The sequence below is a fragment of the Bradyrhizobium canariense genome (assembly GCF_019402665.1).
Taxonomy (GTDB): Bacteria; Pseudomonadota; Alphaproteobacteria; order Rhizobiales; family Xanthobacteraceae; genus Bradyrhizobium; species Bradyrhizobium canariense.
The window spans coordinates 33,958-58,638 of the sequence record NZ_VSST01000017.1 but is presented as its reverse complement, the minus strand read 5'-3'; the positions used below and the strand labels follow the sequence as shown (position 1 = coordinate 58,638).

Below are 24,681 nucleotides of genomic sequence, written 5' to 3'. Positions count from 1 at the left end.
CCGTGTGCCTCAGTATCACGACCCATGGTAGCAGCTCCACGAGAGAGCCCCCTCCATGAAGCGGCGTAAGTATCATCCCGGCAACTTGATCCCGATGTTCCGGCTGGCTTCGAAGCTGTGCAAGCAAATGCGCGCGGCGGGCTTCACTGATAAGGGAGTCGCTGGAGTTAAAACCTGAACCGCCCCGGGTTTGCCGGAGGCCATTCGGTTTAAGTTATGCCGCCATGGCCGGCTGTTCCAGAATGGCGTAGCAGCGTTGCTCGGCTTCGGCCGGCGGTATGTTGCCAATGGGCCAGGAGCCGCCGCTTGTTGAACCAGTCCACCCATTCCAGCGTCGCGAACTCGACGGGCTGGAAGCTGCGCCATGGTCTGCGCCGATGGATCACCTCGGCCTTGTAGAGACCGTTGATGGTTTCGGCGAGAGCGTTGTCATAGGAATCTCCGACGCTGCCGACAGAAGGCTCGACGCCAGCTTCAGCCAGGCGTTCGGTGTATTTGATAGAGACGTATTGGGCGGATTGGCTGCCCCTATCGCTATGATGCACGAGGCCGCCGCGATGGACCGGCGATCGTGCAGGGCCTGCTCCAGCTCATCAAGCTACGAAGCCTGCGTGCGCCGTGCGGGAGGCCCGCCAGCTGAGGATCCTGCGGGCATACGCGTCGATCACAAAGGCGACGTAGACGAAGCCGGTCCAGGTCGCGACATAGGTGATGCCGGAGATCCGCCAGGCGGGTGAATAGTTCTCGCTTCTTGGGATCGGTCGCCAGGTCTCGGATCAGCGCGCACTCTGTCGCATCCTTGCGGAGCTTTGAACTGAGCCTGCATGTCTTTCATTGCAGCTACTCCGCTCCCGAAGGAAACCGTATAGCCAATGTGCGAAAGCGAACAGATCTGATTGCCGAATTTTCCTAGGCTCCGAACGCTTGGCCTCCCAAGGTCCAAGCACCTCCAGCGGCCCCGGCCCACGATCCCCAAAAGCCCCCACGGCCGGGGCCGTCTTTGCCCCGGTCATCGATATTACATGGCGGCGACCAGCAGCCCGGAGCAATTGAAGTCGGGTCGCACATCGGCAGCGCGCCTGCCGCTAGACGAAGCGCCCCTCGTTGTCGGACTTCTTCGTTCCGGGGCCGGAACTGAACTTACCTTGTTCGGTTTTGGATTCGCGTTCATGGCACAAGGAATGGCTCCATGTCTCAGCGACGCCGCAGAGTGAAGCACAACCGGTCTCTTGAAGAACGCTTGGGACGAGCACGCCACCCAGCTCAAAGAACAAGCTGCCCGGCTCCCCGCTGGTGCTGAGCGCGAGCAGCTTCTCAGGAAGGCGCGCTTAGCTGCGACGAGCGCGCATCTGAGCGATTGGGTGACCTCGCCTGGTCTGCAACCCCCGGAGTAAGCCGCGTACGGCGCATGGAGCGCTCCAGCTCGTGGATCTGGGTCTTCGACCGCCGGACAATGTCGAGCGCGACGGTCTGATGGGTGTCGCATCCGAAGCACTTTACCTCAAGGTTGGCATTTGGAGAATCAATCCGCGATGGGGCACGAATTCGCGAGAGTATCTGTTCGGGGCTACGGTGCGTATCCTGGCCGAACGAGCCCGAGATGCCCGCAAGGACGCGGACGGCCTCGCTTGTCAGGCATGGACCGTATGTTCGGCTTCCAGGGGCCGGCGCAGCCCTCCCCAACCCTTGGCGACGCCCTGAACGCCGGCTGCCGCTTGGGTTCATGCCCCGAGAGGATAGATCATTGGTGGGACATCGCCAGCCCGGCGGACCGGACCAGGAACTTGCGAGCAAATATCAGATTGGCTTCGGCTGGCCCCAGTCGAACGACGTGCCATCGCCCCAGATGCAGTGGAGAATCACGGCGATCTTTCGGGCGATGGCGACCTTTGCCTTCTTCATGCCGATCCGCTTAGCGAGCTTTATGCCCCAGGCCTTTAGGGAACACCACTTTTTGGTTCGATAAAGAAGGACAGTGGCGGCCTCGAACAAGTAAGTTCGGAGAAGCCGGTCGCCCCATCGAGATATCTTTCCGTTGGTGTCGGTTTCGCCGGATTGGCTGCGCCTCGGCGTAAGGCCGAGGTAGGCGCCGACCGTCGAAGCCGATCGGAAGCGAGCTGCGTGCGCATGCCGAGCGTCGATGCAGACCACCGGAAGCTCAACCCTGCGGAGTTCATGCCATAGCCAACTCGCCATCGCACCGGTCTCGAAGCCGATACGCTCGGCATGAGGCGCATGTTTGTTAAGCAGGTCAGTCAAGGCACCAGGATTAGACTTGGCTTTCCCTTCGAAGATTACTTGACCAGTCTCGTCGACAACGCACACAGCGGTTTCTCTCTGTGAGACGTCCAGCCCGACGTACTGCTTCATGGGTGAGCTCCTTCGAATCATTTGATTGCGAGGGCTCAACGATAACGGAGGTTACGTCATCGTTTGCAAATTTGACCCCTCATCGGCGTCCAATTTTGGACGCCGATCCCCCGGCTTAAGGGGGCAATATTGCAAGCCGAATGACAGCCACCGCGCGTACTTCCTTGTCGCGGGTCGATCCGCGGCGCGAGTCGCCGCCGTGTTGGAGGCCCTCCCAACAGCATGCACTTCGTCGAGGATACTCCATCCTCCGAATCGCCTTGATGGCATTCGTTCTTTTGCGGCTCAGCCGGATTGCTACGGATGAAATCTACGATCTCCGTCGCAAGACAGCGTCTCGCATGCACAGGCGGAGGTTTGTCGGCCTTTGCCGAAGAGCGGACTAACGTCTGAATGCGAGGCATGTCGGCTTGTGGACCCCGTAGCGGACGTTCGCGACTGGCGATGAGCGCGTCTGCTTGGCCGAGTCAGCCGCAATGTCCCTGAACGACGCTACCGCTCGCCCGCATTAGCCTTTCTTCGCCCTAAGGCCATAATGCCGAACTTTAGCGGCTGTCCAAAGCTGGACCGCCATCACGCAAGTTGTGCCAGCTATCACCCTAAGGACTGCGTTACAGGTTGGGCAGTCGTCCACGCGCCGGCCGCAGCATCGGACAGCAGGTACTTTAATGCGCCACGGAGCGCCGTTCAGTTGAATTATAATAGCCTCCCGTATGTCACGGTTTGGCATATAAGGAATCTTAACAACTTCAGCGCGTAATACGTTTGATTTGACGTGACGATATTAAAATGAATTTTGGGGCCAGCCAATGAGGGCAGTTTCTGCGGCCGATCTCATTACTGAGTTGGATGCCACCATCGCGAGGAGCTCATCCGAACGTTGTGCGCGCATGCTCTGGCGCACCACCGAGCTGCTCGTTGAGGGTAATCACCGATTGCAAGAGCCGCAGGTCGGCCTGCTTGACGACGTTCTAATTCGCTTAGCCCGGCGGATCGCGCCGGCGACTCTCGCCGAGCTCAGCACGACGCTTGCCGAGCTGGGTACTGCTCCGATGAACACCCTGCGACGTCTCGCCTCGTGCGGCGATCCGGCGATCGCAGTCCCGATCCTTCTAAAATCTCCCGCTCTATCGCCGGCTGATCTGGTGGCGATCGCGACGTCCGGCAGCGAGGATCACCTTCGCGCCATTGCTGGCCGGCGCAGGATCGAAAGCCCCGTGACTGAGGCAATATTGCAGCGCGGCAACAGCAAGACTTGTCTGGCCGTCATCGGCAATCCGGGCGCTGAATTCTCAGGCGCGGCCTATGCCAACTTGGTCCGTAGGGCTGTGGAGGACGACGAGATCACGAAAGCGCTGACGCTGAGGCCAGACACCCCGGACATGGTGGTTCGGGAGCTGCTGTCGGCATCGCCACGGCCGGCGATTAAGGCTTCCAACGCAGACGCGTCCTCGCAAGTATTAGCGACAGCGAAGCGACCTTACGACACTGAGTACGCCGCTGCGAGGCCGGAGATCATATCGCTCAATCGGAGCGGAAAGCTGAGCGACTCGACTGTCAATCGGTTCGCGATCCGGCGTGAGACAGCCAACCTGTTCACGGCGTTGTCGGTGCTGTCGGCAGCACCGATTGAGGCCATCGAGCAGGTTATGGCAGACTCCGGTTACGAAGGCCCAGTTATGGCGTGCCGGGCATCGCGCTTGAATTGGCAGACCACGCTGGCCGTCCTCAACACTCGCGGCGCGGGGCTTTCACTAGGCGAGCGCGCACGAGCTCAGGAGCTGTTCGAAACGCTTCATCTCTCGACCAGCCAATGGTCCGTTCGTTGGGGAGAAATCTCCGCGGGCGCCCACGGTCGCACTGCAAGACCGGCAGGAAACCAATGAAATTCGACGGTCGCAAGGCGCCTCGGGTGCGCATGGACAACAGACAGCCCGTGAACTTGATGGGCTCCGACGGCACTTGGCGGCGAAGCTGCGTCTTGCTCGATATCTCGAACACCGGCGCCAAGATCGAAGTCGAAGGGTCGCTCGATGTTCTCTCGGCCAAGGAGTTCTTCATGCTGCTGTCGTCGACGGGACTGGCCTATCGACGCTGCGAGCTGGTCTGGATCGACGGAACCACGGCTGGCGTCCACTTTATCCAAGCAAACGGCAAGAAGACCCAAACGACAGCGACCGACAGAGGCGCGCACAAACCAACTTGAGCCGAGCAGTCTCGTCGAAGTGAGCCAATGACCTTGGACCACCGAAGGCCATTCAGCCCGGCACCCGACGAACGAAGGCACCAGTCATGCTCGTGCACGTATTGGCCGACACTTCCGAGAAGCTCTTCGGACTCTGCTCGCTTTTTGGAGGGCAGTTCACCGTTGCCGGCGAGCGGCTCGATGTAGAAGCAAAGCTTCCGCACGCTGCTGCTGCGGTCGTCGTTCGTGCCGACCTGCGGGCGGTCGAAAACATTGCCGCGCTGAAAAAAAGAGCTGCGCGGTTCGCCATAGCAAAGAAGCGCATCTTCCTTGTCGAGCAAACCTCCCACTTTTGCATCTCGCAAGCTTATGCGCTGGGCGCAACGTTGGTGTTGCCTGGCAAGATCGAGGCAGCCAAGCTCCTGGCCGCTTTGGTCGATCCAGCCGCCCACGGAACTGGGTCGACGAGCGGCATCTCGAAGTCTGACAATGCGGTTGAGGCCGCAGCAACCGCGATTGCGTCGATGTTCACTTCGATCACCCTCGGGGAGCGGGTCGACGTCGCTGGTCCCAAAGATGCCGGCCGCAAGATCACCAACCGGATTTCCGAGCATGGGCTATCAGAATGGCTGGCCACGGTGCGGCGCCATCACGAGGGAACGTTCCAGCACTGCCTGCTCGTGACCGGCGTCGCGGTCGATTTCGGCCTCAGTCTCGGTTTTCGTAAAAGTGACCTTGAACGGCTCTCCACCGCTGCCATGTTCCACGACATAGGCAAAGCGAGGGTGCCCTTGGCGATCCTGGACAAGCCAGGACGCCTCGACGACGACGAGCGAGCGTTGGTCGAAACTCACCCGGCGACGGGTTACGATGTGCTGAAGGGGCACGGGGACATCTCACCGGAAGTCCTCGATGCGGTGCGGCACCATCACGAGTATCTCGATGGCAGCGGCTATCCTGACCGCCTCCGCGCGAAGAGCATCACCGACATCGTTCGCATTCTCACCATTTCGGATATCTTTGCGGCGCTGATCGAACACCGGCCGTACAAGGTGACAATGCCGCGCGCGGCAGCGTACGAGATTATCTGCGGTATGAGGGGAAAGCTGGACAGGGCGCTAGTCGCCTCTTTCAAGGATGTCGCGCTTACCAGATGAATTCTGCTCGAACCTGTGCAGGAATATTCCACGTCTCCACTCAAGGCGTGATCGGAGGCGGTCTCATTTCCATGCACTTCGGCTTCTGGCCGCTAAGCCGAACGGCGTTTAAGTGAATGCAACGTCCACTCTTGCCGGTAATCCGGACGTCGAGCCGCGCGTGCCTCGACCGTCGCTTTTTGTCCCTGAGCTGAAATAGGTCCGCGAGTGCCGAGGTTCGATTTCCACCTTTTCTCGCTCCTGTCCCGTCGTAAAGTGCTAGGCTTTGCGTGGTCGGTCAGGTTTTCCCGTGAGGGGGCACATGCGACGGCGCGAGTTCATTACGCTTTTCGCTTGCACGGCGGCGACGTGGCCACTCGCGGCGCGAGCGCGGCAACCGGCGAGACTAAAGCGGATCGCCTTCGTTAGCCCGGCTCTCAAAGTCAACGAAATGGGCCTGAGTGGTCCGCCGCAATACCGTGCCTTTTTCGAGGAGCTGAGCCGCCTTGGCTACGTCGAGGGCCAAAACCTCGTGGTTGATCGCTACTCGGGAGAAGGTCGACCGGAACGCTATTCCGAATTGGTTCGGGATGTGATCAACACACATCCCGACTTGATTTTAGCGGTGGCCGCGCGTCTATCGCTGGATTTTAAAATGGCGACGACGACAATTCCGATTGTGACAATAGTCAACGACCCGGTTGCCTTGGGACTTGTGGCCAGCATCGCGCGGCCGGGCGGCAACATCACAGGCGTCACCATCGGGACGGAATTGGAACTCATTGGAAAGCGGATCGAGCTACTGGTCGAGGCGATGCCGGGACTGTCCACTCTCGGTTACCTTGTGTCGCGATCGTACTGGGAAGACATGAGAGGTGCGGCAGCGCGCGAGGCAGCCCAACGAGCGGGTGTTTCGCTGAAGGCCGCCCTGCTGGACAGCGGCTTCTACCAGACAGAGTACCAGCGGATCTTCAGTTCGATGGAACGAGCAGATGCGCTCATGGTGTCAGATGAGGCCGAGCATCTCGCCAGTGGCGCGGCTATTGTTGAACTAGCCGCGGCGGGCCGCATTCCCACAATGTACGCTTACGGCGAGTACGTGCGACTCGGTGGACTGATGGCTTATTCGATTGACCTACCAGAGACCTTTCGGCGCCTCGCCAGCCTCGTCGACAAGGTTCTTAAAGGCAGCAGTCCCGGAGATATCCCCTTCTACCGACCGACCAAATTCGAGCTGAGTATCAATCTCAAGACTGCGAAGGCGCTCGGGCTCGCACTGCCCGCGATGCTGCTCGTCCGCGCCGATCAAGTTGTCGAATGACGTCGCTTGTTGGCCCTTCACCGAACTAGCGGCGCGCCTCGATGAGGTCCGCTTATTGAGGCACGGCGGACGGGATTCGCTCAGCTTGAGTTCTTCGCATCTTGACCCAAGGCGGACTCCCGCCCTTCCAAGCGAACTGCCATCCATCCGCTACGTCGTAAGCGGCGGCGATTTCTCATCAGGTTACCGCGTTTTTCCATTACCATTCTCAGGAGATCATGGTCTTCCCGCCGATCGTGCTTGCCGCCGGTTTGATCCTGATCGAGTTCAGGAACGTTGCGGCCGCAATCATGACCAAGATGCCAGCGAGACTCAGCGTGATCTGCATGGCAAGCCTATCCGAGATATCTATCAGTACTATGCGGCCGGCAAGCGCCAGCAGGACGCCGAGGCAATAGATTGCCAGGGAGTTCTCGCCACAGCGGATCGCCCCACGCATCACCGGAGTCGTAAGCCAACGCCAATCGCGAGGCACGACCCACGCAACCAGAATCGCGAGAGCAACAAAATGCAGCAGCCGCAAGGGCGAGAGATTCGATTTGTCCAGCAGGTAAGCCAGCTCCGCCAGCATCTGTGGGACCAGGGGTCTAATGCTCCAACTGAATGCGATCGTCAGGCCAAAAACCAAATAGAGAATGGCAATTGCAAGCGCCGTGCGCGAGGTCACCCACGGCCAGAACGTCTTGCCCTCCATGACACACCAGGCACCAAGAACAACCAGCAACTGCCAAGCCAGCGGATTGAAGAACCAGACGTCATTGGGCCATGCCGGGACGGACCAACCGAAGACGTGCACTAGCGCATAAAGCAACAGTGACGCGCCAAGCATTACATTCGGCATTCGCAGCATCAGCCACAGCAGCGGGGCGAATAGAAGATGATAAATCACGAAGAGCGGCAAGACATCGGAGTTGACTGGGCGGTATTGCAGGATCGCTGCATGCGCGAGCGCCGCGCCCGGCTGCTCCAGCAGAATGCGCGTGTTGCTTTCGTCGGCAATCGTGCCGCCACCGGCGAGGTAAACCAAGATGGCGCAAGCGAGAGTGAGCAGCAGAAATGCCGCATAAATGTCCCAGCTTCGCCACAGCGTACGGCTGACCACACTCGCCCAACCATCGCACCGACTTGCCTTGCCGTAAGCCAGCGCGCAGGTCACACCCGAGAGGAACATGAACACTTCCGCGGTATCACTAAAACCATAATTCCGCAGCGTCAGCCAGCTTCCGATGTTGTTGGGGACATGGTCAAGAAAGATGCACCATAGCGCGATACCACGGCACGCATCGATGCGGAGGTCCCGACCAGACCCTTTCAGCACTGGGAGGGCGCCCGCCAATGACTGCGCAGGATTCGCTGGCAGCTCGGATTCAAGTAGTGGCTGCTGACCGCGTAACGCCTTGCTTTCGATCTCCGCCAGCATCCGGCGGAAGTCTGGCGAGGGCATGTCGCGATGTTTGCCGATGTCAACAGGCACATCACTTTCGGGACGCCCGCACATCATCGCGCGAGCCGCGGATAGATCGGTCGAACTGATCGCTACCATCTCGACGACAGAGCTACGTGGCGGGGCAGGCAGCATCATCCTGGTAGCGACGCACCGATAGAGCGGCATTGACGAGCCTTCCATCAACTCTTCGTCGGTAATGACTTCATACGAGCCCGCCGGTAACAGCCGCTCGATACTCGCGATCCGGAATGGACGCTTGAAAACCACTGTTTCACGTCGCGATCGGACTGTCATCGTCATTCTCGCCCATTGGTTACGGCACGCCGCTGCCAGGAGAATAGGCACCACGCTGACTATTGATTCTAATGTCTTTCTTTATTTGCTCCGTCTTGTCCGTCTCGCTGTCGCGCGCTCAAAAAGAGACCAGCGGCGTTAGTAGCAATTGCAGCGGGAGTTACTCGCCACCATCTTCGAGCACGCCGTTGCGAGCGATGGAGCCGGCCACAATTTGAAGCGAAGAACCAATCGTCCAACAGACTGCGATCAGAACGATCGAACCTTCAGAAACGACCTGATCAACGACAATCATGCTGACAGACAGAAACGCCGCAATCGCCGCAACGAATGTACCTGCCGCACTGAAGATCTGAGCCGCATCGGTGCCACGGTTCCGCTCTTCCGGGAGTCTCGAAGTCGCTCCCTGAACAGGACGGCCAGGCAGATCGATGCCGATATAGAAGCTGAAAGCTCCGTAGAGCATCATCAACAAGATGAACCAGCCGCTTCCAAACAGTTCGTTTTCCAGGCGCATCAATGCTGCGGCCACGTACAGGGCGCACGAGCCTCCAACCGTAGCGAGTCCAATCCTTTCAAACAGATGCGCCGATTTGATGAGAGCAGAAGGAGCTACCCATATGGTCGCCGCGACATAAGTATGCTTTGCCACAGATAATGCGCTGGGAACTACATTGCTAATTTTCATGTTGTTCCTCCCTTAACAGGTAGTCTACGGCGCGCGACGCGGTCAGCAGTCCGCACGCGTGGGTGCATTCACGTGTTTGGAACAGCAATTTTGAAAAAGTTTTGCCTACCGACGGCACTGGGCTGCCATTTAGATGGAGGCGGAGAGTTCGGCGCGTCGCCGTTTTGGCAGTCTGTCAGGCAAGCAATCCGCTTGACTGCTGCGAGGACGCTACTCCGTTTCCGTTCCAAGACCTAATGATTAATGACTGCCGGTCGAGGTGGTGTGAAAATTCCGCCGGCCCACCGTATCGACGAAACTCTCGTGGATTGCGCACAATATCACAGTAGAAAACATTGCGGCGCGATTCTCAACGATGAGCATACCGTGCCTGATCGAACGGCTTGCGGGGCTCGTCGCGTTACCGGCCGCGCGGGAGAAAATTCTCAGCAGTAGTTGGAAATTTCCAGAGGCCGCCGGTGAAGGTGAGCAGGTGCGATATGGCCGCTGTTGGCCCCAAGGCCAAGTGGTCCAATCTGTTAGTTGCGGATCGGACCTGCCGCTCTGAAGCCTGCTTGCGCAACCAATCGCCAAGTATTCTACAGCTGTTCTTCAAGGATCAAGTTCACCGTCTCTTCTTGCCTGCTCGCCTTTTTGACTTCAGAACGTCGGCTTGGCTTTTGAAGGCGCGTGCTAAGGCTTGTAGTTCCTGAGATACCTCAGCATCTGCGACTGCCTTTGCAGCGCGCGCGGCCTTTTCAGCTTGCTTCCGCAGTTGTTTGATCTCCTTCGCCATCGAACACTCCGTTGCGCATCGGACGTTTAGCCGCAGATAATCATATCATCCCGCCGCCCGTGGATAAGTCGGGTGTCAGGGTTAGACCGGACCCGGCAGAGCGCAAGGTTGGACCGCCCCTCTGGACCCCAAACCGACGTAGCGCCCCTGAACGTTCTTGTTCTGGCTGCGCCTGCTAAGCCTGAGCTTTCGATAGGGCATTCAGCAAGTCATCCTGTGCGAACGGCTTGCGCAAATAGGCGATGCATCCGGCGTCCATCGCCTCATTGCGCGTGGCCTCGTCGTCGCTCGCGGTCATGAAGATGACCGGCCACTTCGATCCCGATGCCGCAAGCCGGCGCTGCAGCGCGATCCCCGAAATTCCCCCGAGGTGAATGTCAAGCAGCAAGCAGGTTGCCGTCTGCACGCTGTCGCTCTCAAGCAACGCCTCGGCCGAGGCGAACGTCCGGCTCTCAATGCCGTGGCACGCCAACAGCCGCGCCACGCTCTTCAGAAGGCTCGCATCGTCGTCGATCACGACCACAACTGTCCGCTGCGCCATCATAGCCATGTCCAGCCTGCCTAGGCGTATATGGCCCCCAAGGGGTAGGCCAATCCCTTGATCTGGATCACGGAAAGTCTGCGGGCGCTGATGTCATCACTGGGCCTTGCGACGCGCAGTGCGACTGACCACTGGTAAGTCGTGCGACATGCGGATCTTTTCTTTACAGGCGTCTCTGGTTGCTCAAATATCTTCTGCGGTGGGTCTCAGGGTATCCACCTGGTGCCCCCTCCACATCTGTTACAGGTAGGGAGGCTTCTATGATCCTATTCAGGATAGTCTTCGCACTAACCGCTATCTTGGTAAGCAGAGATGCATTTGCGGAGTCAGGGATGTGGATCGGGACAGCCCCATTTTGCTATGGGTCGCCAGCAGACTGCACTGATCTGGGAATGACATACGTGAAGAGTGATTCAAAAGGGAACGGTGGCAAATGCTGGACTGGAACGAAAGTGTATTGTTCAGGTTATCCCGCCCCTGAAATTGCATTCATGGGTTATGATGCTTGTGACGGTTTTCAATGTCATCGAACGATGTGCGGTTACAATCCCAGTCCGGGTCCGAGGGTAATCGCAAGTGAGTCTTGGTTCTTCTGTCCTGTCTGCGTCAGTGCAAATGTTAGAACGATCATGAGATTGAACAAAGTTCCTAGCGCACAGATTGCGCGTGCTTGTCCGTGGCGATATTTCTAGGTTCGTGATCATCGGGCAGTGCGTAGGTCAGCCACATGATTCCCTTTTTCTCCGATGCAGGTCCGATCCTCGTCGCCGCCGTTGTGCTTGCAATCGCGGCATTTGGATAGGTAGTCACCTAGCGTGCGGAAGATTGATGCCCGGAGCGGCATCGCTCGAATTTCCACCGACGTTCAGCGTCCGCGTCGACTGGGTGATCGAACAGGTTGGCTACTTCCGGTATTGGCCGATTTTGTTGCAGAAGTCGGCCGTTAGCGATGGATCGTTCGGCCATTTCTCTAAGGACGACCGGCTTTGATCCGCCGGCCCTGACGCTCTCTACGCAACTCGAACGCTACGCAATGCACAGAGCCCGAGCGGGTGGTGGACGAGCGCCCAGCGACGCGAGCCGCCGCAGGTTCTGGGCGATGGCAGCAAGAACAAACTCGTCCTGAGCGCCTTTTGGTCCCCGCAGTCGAAGCCTACCGAGCTTCAGGATGCGCTTCAAATGTGCGAACCGCATCTCGACCTTCTTGCGCTCACGTCGTGACTTCTCAAAGTCTTCGGTGTCGGCAATCGACCGGGCAACGTCTCGGGCGTATTCATGGATGTCGCGCGGGATCTTGCGCGACGGTTCTTTTGGACAGCACTGCGATTTAAGCGGGCATACATCGCAGTCGAGCTTGCTTGCTCGATACAGCAGCGTCTTGCCTTCATGCACGGTACCGCTTGTCCCAAGCCGCTTACCACCCGGGCAGTGATAGACGTCGCCGGCCGGGTCATATCGAAAGTCGCTCGGCGAGAAGGTACCGTCATCCCGCTTCGACTTATCGAACACAGGGATATGCGGCCCGATGCCCTTCTCCTCGACCAGCCAGTTCAGCATCGGAGCAGCCCCGTATGCGGTATCTCCGATAAGCCGTTCTGGCTTGAGACCGAAGCGCTCCTCGGTCCGTTCGACGATGGTCTTTGCTGCGCGGACCTCGGCCTGGCGAATGGCGCGGGAGGCCTCGACGTCAACGATGACACCGAACTTCACGTCGATCAGATAGTTATCGGAGTACGCGAAGAATGCCGCCCCCTTGTGAGCCCCGGTCCATTGCGCTGCCGGATCGGATGGCGAAATAAACTTCGGGACGACATCGCTGGCGGCGCCCCACGCCGTATCGTTGAGGGTCGCCAGATACTCCTTCACCGCGCGTCTAGACTTGGCTGGATCGCGATCCCTGTGCCAGCGCGCGGTGCCTTCCTTGACGGCCTTGTAGGTCTTTATCTTTCCGGCTGGTAGTTCCTGGATGTGCGAATAGCCGGCGGCGCGAAGCTTAGCGATGATCTCCTCCGACGTCAGGCTGAGCGCGGACGAGGATCCCCAACCCAGTGCGAGGGCAGTCATGATGAAAGATCGCAGCACTTGTCCTCCTTGCGCACTCGCCGCCACCGGGTTGGCCCGTTAGCCTAACTGGCTTCAGACCCCGAAAGCGCCTCCAGCCCGTGTCTATCGCCGCGATGTCCTGCTCTATCTGGGCAATCGCCAGCCTGCAATCGAAGCCCTCCCAGGCCTTCAGGTCGACCACCAGGCGCTGGCGGTGCATCCCTAGATCCTTGGGCGACCTAGTAAGCACGCCGCACTACTCGGGGCAGAGACGGCAGTCTCAGAGAAAACCGGTGGGCAAGCGCGAGCACTGCGGCTTCGTCGGTTTCGAGCGCGATCTTCTGGGCGAGCATCACATCGCCAGCCGCCAGAGGACGTTCGGGAACGAAACACCAGCCGATCGCGGGCTGCCCTGATGCGTCGAGCTCTACAACATTGCTCAGGGTACCATATTGAACTCGATATCGTCTGCCGGTGTGAGAACCGGTGACTTCGAAATAGTTGTTGGCATCGAATTGCGCGCGCTGCTCTGGAGATAACCAATCCCGCAGCAGACGCCGCGAACGCGCTTCCGGGCCATTTTGCTCGGTGAAGCTCCGATAAAGCTCACGGAGGGCGCGGAAGCGCGTATTGTTAGCGTCGCTGCGTCTGGACAGAAACATCGTCGCATCGCGATAGCTTAGCCGCCGACGAGACGCGGATAGAATAGCGTCTCTTCCGCGGTGGGATCAAACGACCGTGTGACCTTCAGTTCACTGCCCGCCTTTCGCGTCGCGGCAGTAAACCCCTGATTGGTGAGCTGCTTAAATCGCCGTTCAGCCTCGGCGAGCCCCTTCGGATCAGTTTGTTCAAAGAAATGTCTGCTTTCGCCTGTGTGGTCCATCACGATCTGGGTATCCATGGAAGAGAACTCCGCAATGCTAGGCCTCTGATGAGGAAGGAAACCTCGCGGCACCAAAAAGTGTTCCTAAGCTCGGCATGACTGGCAGTTCTTCTGGCGACGCTCGAACTCCACAAATACCTGATCACCGCCACTAACGCCGGCACGGATCGGCGCGGTCGATCCGCCGCGACCCGACCCGCGCCAACGCGTAAGGCGCCGATCTCGACCGTTTCACGACGTCGCGTACCAACCGTCAGGAAATGGAATGAGCGGCCAGTGCGTGTTTTCGGCGTTGTCTTTCGCGCGGCGGGTTTACTCGCAGTTGTAATATCGGAGGGGCAGTCCTCCACCTCAGCATCCCTCGCCGGGCTGCGCTCGGCGGACCTCAAATCGATTTGCATGAACAAAGCTCCCCACCGGAAGCGCGGTTAAATTTGCAGGGTTCAACAGTCGATCAAAACTTAATCACCCCGAGAAGATATCGGGTCGCCTTGGTTAGCGATAGGAGCGCGAACCTGACTTAGTTGGTGGGCAGCGCTATCGGGCGTTGCCGCGCGGCCAACACTCATCCCTCGACCGAAAGAGACGGCGCGTCACAGTCGGCATGGTTGAGCAGGCAAACGCCGAAGCCAAGGCGCTGCTCCCTCCGGGGTCTCCATCCGGTGACTTTTTTGGTAGGGCCGTTGGTATCGCGCCGAAAGCGTGTTGGTAGAGCGGACGGGATCGTCACATCGACAACTTTCTTCCGCGCTCGTGAACTCGCTTTGTTACCCTTGGATGAGGGCCTCTACATCCTGAGCATAACGCCCGTGAGTGATGTGTGGGCATTGCCGCCCCCGGCTTGGGCGCCGGTGTTAATGCCGGGGCCGCTCCGCCGGCTCAATCGAACCAGCGAAATTAAACTTTCCACGGGCGCCGGGTCCTAAGGCGCGCGGACTGCACCCAAAGATTCCTAGCAGTCGTCGTCCAAGCATGACATGATGATTCTTAATTGCGTTTCGGAGGGAAAGCCCGATGCGCCTTGCATTGCCTTATCTCGGAATTGGTCTCTGCGCGTCACTGGCGACGTGGTTGTCATTCACGCTGATCTATTGACTGAGCAGCCCGTTCGACAGCCGTCAGCAGCCGCACGTAAGTCCCACTTTCGTGCAGCTCGAGCCAACCCTTTTCAACAGCGCACCTGATGCCGGCGCCGAACCCGGTACCTTTTCCTTTGAGTGTATAGAGGAAGGGATAATTGATCTTCTCGATGTGGATGCGGTCGTTGATCGGCTGCACGCCTGCGGCGAGTTCAAGGAGTTCTCGTGCGTAGGGACGTGCCTCTGTGTGTTTCATGCAGCAGTTCGATCCTCTTTCACCCCTCGTGCCACGATTCGCAGCGCACCGTCTGCAAGAGGACGCTGTAGGCCCTTGGCTTCATCCCATGTCGCGGTCATCCACGTCTCTCCGTCTGGCTTGGTGTAGGTCAACGGTTTCTGCCGAGGCTATGATGGACATGGTCTAGCCACCCGCCGTCTTGGCTGCTTCGGCGACCACGTCCATCTCGCCAAATCCCCAATGCTTCGCCTGATTGCCTTCGCCAGCAGGGTGTCCCCAAGGGGGAGCAAAACTGCCCGCCAGAAATCCCACGGACCTCGCGATGCTCGCGCCTTCTCGAATGTCCAGAGGACAGCCAACTGGGGACGAATTGTCGCCAAAAGAGCGATCTCGCCAGACTTGACAACTTGCTTATGATATCGCGGAGGTAGTTTATTCGCAGCTGTCCGCTTTTCCGGGAGAGCGAGAACCGGACGCTGTGGCTCTGCCGGTTGACCAGGGTAAGCTTTACGCAATGAAAAATGACACCGCTCGAACGAACGCCGACGCCTTGACCGAGAGAAGCCTCGCTCAAACAAAGCCTCACGATGGCCCGCCACGCACGGATGTCGGGACGATAACGCTCCATTGGGCGACCGCCCTCGCGTTCGTCGTCAGCCTCGTTACCGGCCTACGCATCGCAGCGGACGCGCTGCACGCCCCCTTCTCGAAATGGCTCGCTCCCGTCCTGCCACAGGGCGAGATCTTCTCCTGGCATTTGCTCGCCGGACTCGCCGTCTTCTTCTGCGGGTCGGCCTACGTCGCCTACCTCGCGCGCAGCGGCCTCGTCGAGCGCAACAGCCCCAAGAAGACGCGGATTCTCGCGATGCGCGCTCCGGCTCGCCTCAAATGGGGAGCCGTCAACGTCATCCTGCACTGGTTCGTCTATGCGCTCGTGATCTTCCTCACGGCGACGGGCGTCATGATGTATCTCGGCTATGGCGGCTGGTGGGCTTATCTCCACTCGACCGCCGCCTTCGTCTCGCTCGTCTATATCTTCGCGCATGTCGCCGCGCATTATCTCTATGGCGGGTGGCTGCAGATTTTCCGCGTGTTTCGGCCCACCCCGCTCGCGATCACGAAGGCCGTGCGGCCGCGGCCTCTTCTCGTTGCCGCGGCAATCGGGGTGGCAATCGCGTGCGGCGTCGCCGGGCTCGACTGGGCGACGCGCGATACGCTCGTCATCGCGCGTGTGAGCGACGCGCCCAAGCTGGATGGCGCCATGGGCGATCCCGCCTGGTCGCGCGCGCGCCCGGTCTTCATCCGCGCCCAGCAGGGTGCCAATCTCAGCGGATCGGGCGAATCGCTCGTGGAGGTGCGCGCTCTGCACGACGGGCAGAAGATCTATTTCGCCTTCCGCTGGGAAGATCCCACCCGCTCCCTGCGCCGCATTCCGATCATCAAGAAAGAGGACGGCTGGCACGTCCTCGACGAGCGTGCGGGCCTGCAAGACGCCGTCGACTTCTACGAGGACAAACTGGCGGTTATTTTCTCGGATAACCCATCGCTCGGCGGCGCAGGCGCGACGGATCTCGGCGCCAACCCGCTGCCCGGCAAACCGATGCCGATCAACGGCCGGGGCTTCCACTTCACGACGGATGGCAGCTACATAGACATGTGGCAGTGGAAGGCGTCGCGCGGGGGCATGCTCGGCCGTGTCGACAGCCAATATATCGGCCCGCCCTACGCCCCGACCCTGGACGAGCAAAATTACGATGCCCGCTACCAAGGCGGCTATTGGAACAAGCCAGGTCGCTCTCTTTATTCGTATAATTTCAAGTTCATCCACAGGGACGACAAGGGGCCCGTGACGGTTCTGCGGCTTCCCAAGGACTGGACGGCGCAGGTCGCAGCGCTCGGCAAATTCGATCTCAATCCCGACAGCAGCGACGACGAAAACGGCCGCTGGTACATGTTCGACCGGGAGAGCGAACCCTACGCTCCAGAGGCCGACGCGAGGATTCCCGTTGGCACGATCTTGCCTGGCGTGATTATTGCCGGCGACACCGAAGGAGAGCGGGCCAATGTCACCGGCGTTTCAAAATGGAGCAACGGACATTGGACGCTCGAGCTGACGCGCAACATGAAAAGCGATGGCAGATATGACAAGGCCTTCGTGCCAGCCCGCGATCTCTACATGTGGGTCGCTGTTTTCGACCATGCACAGACGCGGCATGCGACCCATAACCGCCCGGTGCTTGTCGTCACGGAGAAATAGCCACCTCACGGGCGGCCGCGAGCTCGACCGGAGGGCACCACGGCGTCACTGCGCTGAAGCATGGTTTCGCCCTCATCCTCGCATCGCATTCTGGCGCGGCGAGCAGCGGTCTGCTCGCGGAAATTCGCGGCGCCCGGAGGCCTCGCGATGACGAGGCATTGTCGGCTCGTCCTCAACGGCAAGCTCGTCGAAGCCCGCTCCGGCGAAAGCCTGATCGATGCGGCGCTCGGCGGCTCGATCCTGATTCCGCACGACTGCAGATCGGGACAATGCCAGAGCTGCCGGGTGACGGTGGTGTCGGGCTCGGTCGATGACGGCGGCTCAGGCCACGGCCGTACTGTGCTCGCCTGCCAGGCCGCGGTCGCTGGCGACGCAGAGATCGAATTCGAAGAATTGCCGCTGCCGATGAAGCGGGCGTGCGCCGTGACCGAGATCAACGAGCTCTCGCCAGAGATCGCCGAAGTCGTGCTGACGACCTCAGCGCCCCTCGAGTTTCGGCCGGGCCAATATGTGCGCGTCAAGTTTTCCGGCTATCCTGCGCGCGAGTTCAGCCCGACCTTCAGACTCGATGGTACCTTCAAGCAAGCCGAACTCGTCTTCCACATCCGGCGCCAGCCTGACGGCACCGTGTCGGGGCAGTTCGGCAAGGCCATCAGGCCCGGCCATGCGGCGCATGTGCAAGGCCCGTTCGGACAAGCCTATCTGCGACAGGGCCAGGGGCCGCTCGTGCTGGTCGCCGGCGGAGCAGGCTGGGCCCCGATCTGGGCGCTGGCCCGCTCGGCGCGCTCGACCCAGCGCAACCGCGAGATGGTGGTCGTCGCCGGCAGCCGGGATGCCGACAACCTCTATATGCTTCCCTCGTTGCAGTGGCTGATCGACGACGGTGTCCGCGACGTCATTGCGACGACGGAGGTCGGATCCACCCTGCCGATCAGGCCCGGGCGCCCGTCGCACTACCTCCCCTTGCTCGGGCTGGACGATACGGTCTACGTCGCCGGCCCCGTTGGTCTCGTCGATACCGTGAAGAACAAGGCGCGCTCGGCCAATGCGCAATGCTACGCCGATCCCTTCCTGCCGAGCTCGCAAACCTCATCGCTGATGGACAAGGTCACCCGTCTATGGCGAAGCCGGGAGCAGCCTCATCGTCCCGGTCTGTGAGCCGACGCGGAGCTCAGCAGCGCCGGCGGCTCACGGCTTGACGGGTAGACTACCGAGGCTGATGATGAGGTCGGCCGCCTTCTGCGTATCGGCAAAGCGTAGAAAGGCCAAGGCGTCTGGATCCTGCAACGTCCTCAAATAGATCAGCGCCAGCACCACGCTCGAGGGATAGTCCGCGTCGGTCGGGTAGTGACCATCCACGCGAAGCACTGTGAGCCCTTGTTCCAACGGCCGCGAGAACGGGCCGAAGCCGACCGCGCCTTGAACATCGCGAACCGTTTCGATCGCTTCCTGTGTGGTGGTCGCCGTCTTCGATTTCTCGGTGATCTCGAGATCATGCCAGCCGGGCATGCTGGCCCGCAGTACGGTGAGAGTGCTGTCCTGGTCCTCGCGCCGCACGACGCGGATGCGCAAATCGGCGCCGCCCAGCTCCTTCCAATTCGCGAGGCGGCCCGAATAGATCGCAGCGAGCTGATCGCTTGTAACGGCACTCACCCCACAGGCGGGATGGACGATGAAAGCCGATGGCAGGCGGGCGATCGCCTTGTAGACGATGCCGGAAGCCGCTTCGGCGTCGGTCAGCCGGCGTGCGACGCGCCCCAAGATCGCCTTGCCGGACCCCACGGCCGCGATGCCTCCGCCAGAACCGATGCTCGGCGGGACCTCGATCCGTGCCGATCCTTCCTGCTGCATGAAGCTCATCGCGATGACGCGCAGGACATCGATGCCATCTCCAGTCCCGACGATGTCGAGCCTGGGTATTTCGGCGCCAGCGGCATTCACCCCCGCAAGGCAGAGGCCCAGAATTGCCGCCGTTATCCTCGAAAATGCCATGGCAGACCCCTTCGAACCACGAGGTGCGCAATCTGGCAAAGAAACCTAAACCATCTGTTGTCGCAACGCCGTCCATTCGGAATCAACTGTGGCGGACAGAAGCGCAAAATTTGATGGTTTCGAAAAACCGATTGTTAATTACTCACCCACAAATAGCCGGTAAATAGACGATATTGAATGCTTCGCTCGCCTAATGTCGCCCTGGAACACGCTCAGGGGCCTCAGCGAGCGACATTGACCGGCCCCGCAAGTTCAGGGTGCTGGCGGTGGCGGCGATTGATACGGATTCGGAAAAGGCATCGAGGGCGCCACCCCGCTGGCGTCGTTGGGCCGTTGCGTCCGGAATTCCGGGCGTCCCCTCGTCTATCGCCATGCGCCTTGTTGCCGTCGTGCTCGCGACCGGCGTCCTCGGGCTCGGCCTCATCGGTGGCTCGACGGCGCTACGCCTGCAGCAGCAACTGAGGCACCAGGCTGCGGCACTGGGTGAACTCTCGGAAGACCAGCTCGCTCATCGCCTCGACGGCGAGGCCCAGTTGGCGCGAGCGCGAATCGAGGCCCTAGGCGCAGAAACCGCATCTCGCCTGCGTCAGATCGCTCAGCGCGCCGATGTCGCCAAGGCCGTCGCCTCGAACAACGATGTGACCATCCGCGAGCTGCTCAGCATCGTAGCTTCGACCTCCGGCTTCGAAAGGCTGATCGCCTTCGACGGAAGCGGTCGCGTGATCGGCGCCAACACGTCCCTCGACCTACTCGCGCTGAACCAGGCGTTCGAAGGTACCGCTCTCTCTATCAATCTCAACCCGATCCTCAAGGACAATAGCCGCTCGCACCCGCAGGGTGAGGAAGGCACTTATGAGCTCAAATTGGGTGAGTTGTCGGCGCTCGGACTGCCGCAGCGCCAAACCATCGCGCACACCGCGATCGAGCCCGTGTTTGACGACTTTGGCGACCTCGTCGGCGCGCTTGCCGCGATCCGACCGCTCGGCCGCACGGAACGGACTCTCGAGAACTTCACCTCGCTGGCCAATGCCGGCGTGGTCATTATCACGGGTGACAGCGAGATCGTGTCTTCCGCGGGGCCTCAAGGGGCGAGATTCAGCGGCGCCAGGACGCGTTTGGCCGGGCTGCAGCGCTCGGATGACGGCAACTACGTCGCGCGCTGTGTCGATTACGAGGCGACGCTCAAGGTGTGCACGTTTGCGAGCGCATCGCTGGTGACGACGACACGCGATCAGATGTTCCAGATCGGCGCATCCCACACGCGTTCGCTGATGTGGCAGTTCCTGGCATCCGCGGCGCTGGCGCTCGGTGCCTTGGTCGTCGCGCTATTGGCCGCCGTGAGGCACCTCACGAAAGGACTTTCAGCGCTGGCCAAGACCGCCCAGGAAATCGCGGGTGGCAATCTCGACGTTCAATTCCGCGCAACGGGCCTCGGCGAGGTCCGCGGCCTTGGCCTCGCATTCGAGCAAATGCTGACGCATTTGCGGGCCAGCACGCGAAGAATTCGTCAGCTCGCTTTCTACGACACGGTGAGCCGCATTCCCAATCGGGAGAAGATGCGCATCGATGCGCCGGCGCTCATCGACGCGGAAGAGGGCGCAGCGCTGTTCTTCCTCGACCTGGATGGCTTCAAATCCATCAACGACACTTTCGGGCACAAGGCTGGCGACGAACTGCTCAGGATGGTGGCCGAGCGCTTGAGCAATTTGCTGACGTCCAAAGGCGCTGCCGGCAAATGTCTGCTCGCCCGGGTCGGGGGCGACGAGTTCGTCGCCATCATCGCTGGTATGAAGACGGTCGCAGCCGCGAGCCTCAGTGCCCGCGAGATGATCGAGACGCTGCAGGTTTCCTTCAAGCTCCAGAGCAACCATGCGACCATCGGCGTCAGCATCGGCATTGCGATCTGTCCTACCCACGGCACAACCTATGACGATCTCCTGATCCGTGCCGACCTTGCGATGTACGTCGCGAAGAGTTCGGGACGCAATACCTGCGCGTTCTTCACTCCGGATCTCGCAGAGATCGCGCGTGCGCGCCATGCGCTCGAAACCGACCTCGCTTTGGCGATCCGCAATGAAGAGCTCGTCGTCCATTACCAGCCCAAGGTGTCCTGCAGGGATGGACGCATCCTAGGGGTGGAGGCGCTGGCGCGCTGGCATCACCCGAAGGAGGGCGACATTCCTCCTGCGCGCTTCATCAAGATCGCGGAAGAGATCGGCCTCATCATGGAGATCGACCGCTTCGTGCTGAGGCGCGCGCTCGCCGAAATCGGGGGCTTGATCCGAGCCGGCTCGAATCTCGTGCTCGCCGTAAATGTCGCAGCGACGGAAATCGAAGACCCGCTGTTCATCAGGGATATCATCACGGCCGTTCGCGAGGCCGACTTCCCGCCGCCAAAGCTCGAGATCGAGATCACAGAGTCGGTCGCGATGCGCAATCCTGACGTCGTGCGCGAGAGAATAAGCCTGCTCAGGCAATTGGGCATACGGTTCGCAATGGACGATTTCGGAGCCGGCTATTCGAATCTTTCGACCATGGCGAGGCTCCCCTTCGACGCCGTGAAGCTCGATCGTACGCTCGTAACGGGTGTCGCCGACGACCGCGAAAAGCAGACGATCCTTCGTCTGGCGCTCGGACTTGCGGACGAATTGGGGTTCGAAACGGTCGTCGAAGGCGTTGAAACGGCCGAAGACCTTCAGTTCGCGGCCGAAAACGGCGCGACCATGGCGCAAGGTTATCTTTTTTCTCGGCCCTTACCGCTCGAAGAGTTCGCTGTCCTGCTCCAGCCGCGCCGTTTGGCTTCGGCGTTCGAAGTGGTACCCAGGCGAGACGGAGCGGAGCGGAAGACCATGATCCGCTGAGGCGTCGGCGACGATGCCGGCCCAAACGGCCCGCTCACGAGGTGCCGCGTTGCGTTCACGCGACCGGCTGGAGTAAAGTCCCCGCACGACGAAGTTCCAAGTCGGTCGCGACAACCTCCGATCCGCCTACGAAGCCCGACATCGATCCGCGCTAGAGCGCTCAGCGCGATATTCAGCTAGCTTACGCAGGAGTTGCCGGCCGCGAGGTGATCGTCACCGTAACTGCCGCCTTGACGCATCGGCTTAGCGTAGTGTCTCCAACTGATAAGCTTTGCGCCCAAAGCTTATCAGTGCCGACAAAATTACCCCTGCAGCAACCCTGAGGTTGTCGGCAAAGCGCTGGACGCCTCGGCGCGTTCGGGACCAGGGGTGTCTTGTCAACCTTGCTGAAATCGCTCGTTTTTTTTCGTTCCCGTCGCGGGCAATCTACGGTCCTAGCCACGATCAGTTTCGCAGCCTCTCGACCGTAGTTTTCCGCCATCTCGCGCAATGCGCCGGCCTCTCTGGGCACCCTGCTCTCCTCCGCCAGATCCAGGCAGATGCGCTCCATGCGCGCGAGATCGTTGATGTCGTGCTGATGTCGCCCCATGCCGGTGATCAGACTCCGGCCTGCACCAAGCCGTCAAGGGTTGCCACCCGGAAATTTCCCAATATCGATTTCGTCGAGCCAGCCGGATGATCTCGAAATGAAATCATCCAAGCCAAAGCAGTGGACCGAGAGCGAAAGAGGCTTGCCGCGATGGCACGTCGGCGCGCCGCGTCGGAAATTGCGGCAGTCCTCGGGCGGCATACCGGATCGGTGAAGCGGATGGCGCGAGAGATGGGATTGCTCCTAAAAAAATAGAAGCGGCTCCTTTCCTCTACATGCTCAAGAGAAGCGGCACAGAGTTCGGTGCCGGCATCAAGTATGCCGTCGAACGCGGCTGGCTCGACCTGCACGAGAGCGGTACCTACGTGCGGCTGCTGACACCTGGCGATGATTTGCTCGGTCAATAGAGCAGCGTGAAGGACAACCACGCCGCGAGTGACGCGCAAAGACAAATCCCGAGATAAGGCAAAACAAGGCGCATCGGGCTTTCCCTCCGAAACGCAAATATGGATCATCATGTCATGCCTGGACGACGACTGCTAGGAATTTGGGTTGCACCGCGCTCCTTAGAAGCCCCCGCACGGGATGTTGCTTGAAGATTTGCTGGCTCGCCGCCCTGAGCTGGCGGAGCGGCCCCGGCCGACCCAAAAGCCCCCTGAAGCCGGTGCCGTCTCTCGCGCCGTCCCGCAGATAGTCGGCCCCGTGCCTAGGAGATCCGCACCTGAATCCGCAGCACGAGGACCGAGCGTCGGCACTGCCGCCGACCGCCGGCCCATCGTGCATGCGCATCCGTGCGACGCGACAAGCTATATCGGGGGCGGCCTGACCAATGCCGGTTTGAACGACAGCGAGCCCGCTCTGCAGCGAACACCGGACGTATCGCCCCAGGGGGAGCCATTGTCGATGTAGAAGGTCTCCGGCAGGCCGTTGCGGCGAAAGGTATCGGTCAGATGCCCCCGCACGGCGGAACGCTGCTCGTTGACGCATGCCTTCAGACACACAGCATAGCGCGAGTGATCGTCGACCATGGTCAGTGGATGACAACGCCTCCCGCTGGCAAGGGGCATGTGGCCCTTGAACTCCATCTGCCACAGCTGATTGGGCGCGTCCTCTCAGTGAGCCGACTGCATCTGTCGTCATTGGATCCACAGCGAAGGTTGCGGCCGGTTGCCGCCGCTCATAGCGCAGGGCGTCACCTCTCCTGCGGAGTAGGGCGAAGGCGAGACCTTCGGTGCAGCCTTCCTGGCGGGCTACACGGGACGAAATTCGCCTCAAAGCCGCTCTGATGTTGGCTGCCATATCACAATAAATCGGGCTGCTGAGACGGGCCGATGAGCATCTAGAATTTCTCTGCTCGATCTTTTGCCTCTTCATCCGTCGGCAAAAAAGAATCCGCCGGCAGAAAGGCGCAACTGAGGGGCACCTTCCTTATATCTCTCTCTCAATGCTTAGCTGCGAGGAGTCTTGTCTTCTCGGCTGAGCAGGCCAAGCCGTCGCTCCAGCTCTTGCTTCTTGGCCACGAGCCTCACGGCAAGAATGTCATTAACGACTGTGTGGAGTTGCCACAGCTCTTCAACCGACATGCTCTCAAACGGCTTCCGTTCCATGAATCCCCCGACTCACGTGTTCCCATAGCCTGGGCTTACAAGCGGGAGCCGGCAACTCTTTGTCGGTTGAGCGCAGAAGGTTATCTACCGTGACGGCGAGTGTGCGATTTTTCGGAAGCTCGCCGGCTCGACCTTAACCGGTAGCGTCGCAACTCAGCTTGCATTAGTCGGTGTCGCAACACGCCCAATTCTGCAATCTGATGTTCTAGAAAGGCGACACGTTGATGCAAGGCGATAGCGGCATAGGGGATACGATCAGAAATACTCATCACGACCTCAAAATAACAAGACCGCAAAAACATCTCGACAATCTGAGCATTACACCAGACGATCGGCACAATTGCAAGGCGAAGCCCTTTCGCGCCATTGCACACA

General features: G+C 60.1%; 18 protein-coding genes and 5 pseudogenes. 9 read left to right on the top strand and 14 right to left on the bottom strand.

Features of this window, described 5'->3' with window-relative positions:
• Positions 1-214: 214 nt before the first annotated feature.
• A pseudogene (locus FXB41_RS08990) lies at positions 215-722 on the bottom strand (DDE-type integrase/transposase/recombinase); the annotation flags it as partial.
• Positions 723-1,521: 799 nt separating this feature from the next.
• Between FXB41_RS08990 and FXB41_RS41690 the strand changes: the two are divergent.
• Positions 1,522-1,709 (top strand): annotated as a pseudogene (locus tag FXB41_RS41690) (hypothetical protein); the annotation flags it as partial.
• Positions 1,710-1,797: 88 nt separating this feature from the next.
• Here the strand turns inward: FXB41_RS41690 and FXB41_RS08985 are convergent.
• The gene (locus FXB41_RS08985) at positions 1,798-2,370 is read right to left on the bottom strand and encodes a transposase (RefSeq protein ID WP_219681346.1); all 573 of its coding nucleotides are present in this window, start codon (positions 2,368-2,370) and stop codon (positions 1,798-1,800) included.
• Positions 2,371-3,179: 809 nt separating this feature from the next.
• On the opposite strand from FXB41_RS08985, the gene FXB41_RS08980 reads away from it, so the two are divergent.
• From FXB41_RS08980 to FXB41_RS08965, 4 genes are all read left to right on the top strand, one after another.
• Positions 3,180-4,256 carry a DUF2336 domain-containing protein gene (locus FXB41_RS08980; protein WP_007601741.1) on the top strand — a complete coding sequence of 359 codons (1,077 nt, stop codon included), beginning with the start codon at positions 3,180-3,182 and terminating at the stop codon, positions 4,254-4,256.
• Positions 4,253-4,576, top strand: coding sequence for a PilZ domain-containing protein (locus FXB41_RS08975; protein WP_007601739.1), 324 nt, complete (start codon positions 4,253-4,255; stop codon positions 4,574-4,576). Before FXB41_RS08980 ends, FXB41_RS08975 begins: the two co-directional genes overlap by 4 nt.
• Positions 4,577-4,662: 86 nt before the next feature.
• Entirely contained in the window at positions 4,663-5,712 is a 1,050-nt protein-coding gene (locus FXB41_RS08970) for an HD-GYP domain-containing protein (RefSeq protein ID WP_219681344.1), read from the top strand.
• 301 nt (positions 5,713-6,013) lie between these two features.
• The gene (locus FXB41_RS08965) at positions 6,014-7,012 is read left to right on the top strand and encodes an ABC transporter substrate-binding protein (RefSeq protein ID WP_219681342.1); all 999 of its coding nucleotides are present in this window, start codon (positions 6,014-6,016) and stop codon (positions 7,010-7,012) included.
• A gap of 208 nt (positions 7,013-7,220) precedes the next feature.
• On the opposite strand, the gene FXB41_RS08960 is transcribed toward FXB41_RS08965, so the two are convergent.
• The 4 genes from FXB41_RS08960 to FXB41_RS08945 form a co-directional block, all read right to left on the bottom strand.
• Positions 7,221-8,753 carry an OpgC family protein gene (locus tag FXB41_RS08960; protein WP_376707488.1) on the bottom strand — a complete coding sequence of 511 codons (1,533 nt, stop codon included), beginning with the start codon at positions 8,751-8,753 and terminating at the stop codon, positions 7,221-7,223.
• Positions 8,754-8,913: 160 nt separating this feature from the next.
• Entirely contained in the window at positions 8,914-9,441 is a 528-nt protein-coding gene (locus tag FXB41_RS08955; protein WP_219681340.1) for a hypothetical protein, read from the bottom strand.
• A gap of 604 nt (positions 9,442-10,045) precedes the next feature.
• A complete protein-coding gene (locus FXB41_RS08950; RefSeq protein ID WP_198288278.1) occupies positions 10,046-10,216 on the bottom strand; it encodes a hypothetical protein in 171 nt (56 codons plus the stop codon).
• A 175-nt stretch (positions 10,217-10,391) separates the two neighbouring features.
• A complete protein-coding gene (locus tag FXB41_RS08945; RefSeq protein ID WP_311985811.1) occupies positions 10,392-10,739 on the bottom strand; it encodes a response regulator transcription factor in 348 nt (115 codons plus the stop codon).
• 846 nt (positions 10,740-11,585) lie between these two features.
• Between FXB41_RS08945 and FXB41_RS08940 the strand changes: the two genes are divergently transcribed.
• Positions 11,586-11,747, top strand: coding sequence for a hypothetical protein (locus FXB41_RS08940; RefSeq protein WP_007601730.1), 162 nt, complete (start codon positions 11,586-11,588; stop codon positions 11,745-11,747).
• 36 nt (positions 11,748-11,783) lie between these two features.
• Here the strand turns inward: FXB41_RS08940 and FXB41_RS08935 are convergent.
• The 5 genes and pseudogenes from FXB41_RS08935 to FXB41_RS40560 all read right to left on the bottom strand — a co-directional run.
• Positions 11,784-12,647 (bottom strand): annotated as a pseudogene (locus FXB41_RS08935) (transposase); the annotation flags it as partial.
• A gap of 392 nt (positions 12,648-13,039) precedes the next feature.
• Positions 13,040-13,462: a hypothetical protein gene (locus FXB41_RS08930; RefSeq protein WP_007601728.1), complete on the bottom strand. Its 423-nt coding sequence runs from the start codon at positions 13,460-13,462 to the stop codon at positions 13,040-13,042.
• Positions 13,463-13,479: 17 nt separating this feature from the next.
• On the bottom strand, positions 13,480-13,701 hold the full coding sequence (locus tag FXB41_RS08925; RefSeq protein WP_007601727.1) for a hypothetical protein: 222 nt from the start codon (positions 13,699-13,701) through the stop codon (positions 13,480-13,482).
• A gap of 1,056 nt (positions 13,702-14,757) precedes the next feature.
• Positions 14,758-15,018 (bottom strand): hypothetical protein, encoded by a 261-nt coding sequence (locus FXB41_RS08920; RefSeq protein WP_007601725.1) that lies wholly within the window; start codon positions 15,016-15,018, stop codon positions 14,758-14,760.
• Positions 15,015-15,146: pseudogene (locus FXB41_RS40560) on the bottom strand (SOS response-associated peptidase); the annotation flags it as partial. The pseudogene FXB41_RS40560 and the gene FXB41_RS08920, both read right to left, overlap by 4 nt.
• 404 nt (positions 15,147-15,550) lie before the next feature.
• On the opposite strand from FXB41_RS40560, the gene FXB41_RS08915 reads away from it, so the two are divergent.
• Together FXB41_RS08915 and FXB41_RS08910 are read left to right on the top strand one after the other, a co-directional pair.
• Complete coding sequence (locus FXB41_RS08915) at positions 15,551-17,257, top strand: ethylbenzene dehydrogenase-related protein (RefSeq protein ID WP_246648710.1); 1,707 nt, start codon at positions 15,551-15,553, stop codon at positions 17,255-17,257.
• Between the two features lie 147 nt (positions 17,258-17,404).
• Positions 17,405-18,415 (top strand): 2Fe-2S iron-sulfur cluster-binding protein, encoded by a 1,011-nt coding sequence (locus tag FXB41_RS08910; protein ID WP_219681336.1) that lies wholly within the window; start codon positions 17,405-17,407, stop codon positions 18,413-18,415.
• A gap of 30 nt (positions 18,416-18,445) precedes the next feature.
• Here FXB41_RS08910 and FXB41_RS08905 read toward each other — a convergent pair whose 3' ends face one another.
• Positions 18,446-19,249, bottom strand: a complete 804-nt coding sequence (locus tag FXB41_RS08905; protein ID WP_219681333.1) for a substrate-binding domain-containing protein — start codon at positions 19,247-19,249, stop codon at positions 18,446-18,448.
• 371 nt (positions 19,250-19,620) lie between these two features.
• Between FXB41_RS08905 and FXB41_RS08900 the strand changes: the two genes are divergently transcribed.
• Entirely contained in the window at positions 19,621-22,110 is a 2,490-nt protein-coding gene (locus FXB41_RS08900) for a bifunctional diguanylate cyclase/phosphodiesterase (RefSeq protein ID WP_007601719.1), read from the top strand.
• 597 nt (positions 22,111-22,707) lie between these two features.
• Here the strand turns inward: FXB41_RS08900 and FXB41_RS08895 are convergent.
• Positions 22,708-23,217: a hypothetical protein gene (locus FXB41_RS08895; protein ID WP_219681331.1), complete on the bottom strand. Its 510-nt coding sequence runs from the start codon at positions 23,215-23,217 to the stop codon at positions 22,708-22,710.
• A 357-nt stretch (positions 23,218-23,574) separates the two neighbouring features.
• Positions 23,575-23,811: pseudogene (locus FXB41_RS08890) on the bottom strand (DDE-type integrase/transposase/recombinase); the annotation flags it as partial.
• Positions 23,812-24,681: the final 870 nt, after the last annotated feature.